Raw genomic sequence first — 1,947 nt, 5'->3', positions numbered from 1 at the left:
AGACCCGTAGGTTAGAATTTCAATACAGTCAGGGCGGTATCCCACCAGCGCCTCCACCGAAGCTAGCGCTCCGGTTTCAATGGCTCCCGCCTATCCTGTACAAACTGTACCAAAATTCAATATCAGGCTACAGTAAAGCTCCACGGGGTCTTTCCGTCCTGTCGCGGGTAACCTGCATCTTCACAGGTACTATAATTTCACCGAGTCTCTGGTTGAGACAGTGCCCAAATCGTTACACCTTTCGTGCGGGTCGGAACTTACCCGACAAGGAATTTCGCTACCTTAGGACCGTTATAGTTACGGCCGCCGTTTACTGGGGCTTCAGTTCAGAGCTTCGCTTACGCTAACCCCTCTCCTTAACCTTCCAGCACCGGGCAGGTGTCAGCCCCTATACTTCGCCTTACGGCTTCGCAGAGACCTGTGTTTTTGCTAAACAGTCGCTTGGGCCTATTCACTGCGGCTTTCCGTTAAGAAAGCACCCCTTCTCCCGAAGTTACGGGGTCATTTTGCCGAGTTCCTTAACCAGAGTTCTCTCGCACACCTTAGGATTCTCTCCTCGCCTACCTGTGTCGGTTTGCGGTACAGGCACCTTTTATCTCGCTAGAAGCTTTTCTTGGCAGCGGGGAATCAAAGACTTCGCTCCATAAGGAGCTTCCCCATCACAGCTCAGCCTTCACGATAAGCGGATTTGCCTACTTATCAGCCTAACTGCTTGGACGTGCACAACCAATCGCACGCTTCTTCTATCCTTCTGCGTCCCTCCATTGCTCAAACGATAAAGAGGTGGTACAGGAATATCAACCTGTTGTCCATCGCCTACGCCTGTCGGCCTCGGCTTAGGTCCTGACTAACCCTGAGCGGACGAGCCTTCCTCAGGAAACCTTAGGCATTCGGTGGACGGGATTCTCACCCGTCTTTCGCTACTCATACCGGCATTCTCACTTCTAAGCGCTCCACCAGTCCTTCCGGTCTGACTTCACTGCACTTAGAACGCTCCCCTACCACTGATACCATTGGTATCAATTCGCAGCTTCGGTGGTGTATTTAGCCCCGGTACATTTTCGGCGCAGAGTCACTCGACTAGTGAGCTATTACGCACTCTTTAAATGGTGGCTGCTTCTGAGCCAACATCCTAGTTGTCTAAGCAACTCCACATCCTTTTCCACTTAATACACACTTTGGGACCTTAGCTGGCGATCTGGGCTGTTTCCCTCTTGACTACGGATCTTATCACTCGCAGTCTGACTCCTAAGGATAAGTCATTGGCATTCGGAGTTTGACTGAATTCGGTAATCCGATGAGGACCCCTAGTTCAATCAGTGCTCTACCTCCAAGACTCTTACACTTAAGGCTAGCCCTAAAGCTATTTCGGGGAGAACCAGCTATCTCCAGGTTCGATTGGAATTTCTCCGCTACCCACACCTCATCCCCGCACTTTTCAACGTGCGTGGGTTCGGGCCTCCATTCAGTGTTACCTGAACTTCACCCTGGACATGGGTAGATCACCTGGTTTCGGGTCTACGACCACGTACTAAACGCCCTATTCAGACTCGCTTTCGCTGCGGCTCCGCCTCTTCAGCTTAACCTCGCACGGGATCGTAACTCGCCGGTTCATTCTACAAAAGGCACGCCATCACCCATTAACGGGCTCTGACTATTTGTAGGCACACGGTTTCAGGATCTCTTTCACTCCCCTTCCGGGGTGCTTTTCACCTTTCCCTCACGGTACTGGTTCACTATCGATCACTAGGGAGTATTTAGCCTTGGGAGATGGTCCTCCCAGATTCCGACGGAATTTCACGTGTTCCGCCGTACTCAGGATACATTCAAGAGAGAACGAAGTTTCGACTACGGGGTTATTACCCTCTGTGACGGACCTTTCCAGGTCGCTTCGTCTACCTCGTTCCTTTGTAACTCCGTATAGAATGTCCTACAACCCCAAGAGGC

The 1,947-nt window shown here is 51.5% G+C and carries 1 rRNA gene; it reads right to left on the bottom strand.

What is annotated here, in order from left to right:
• A 23S ribosomal RNA gene (locus CQ058_RS31215) occupies positions 1 to 1,947 on the bottom strand; the annotation flags it as partial.

This window comes from Bacillus sp. MYb56 (genome assembly GCF_002976445.1).
Classification (GTDB): Bacteria; Bacillota; Bacilli; order Bacillales; family Bacillaceae_G; genus Bacillus_A; species Bacillus_A mycoides.
Note: the sequence above shows the minus strand (reverse complement) of the source record. Positions and strands in the feature narration are given on the sequence as shown.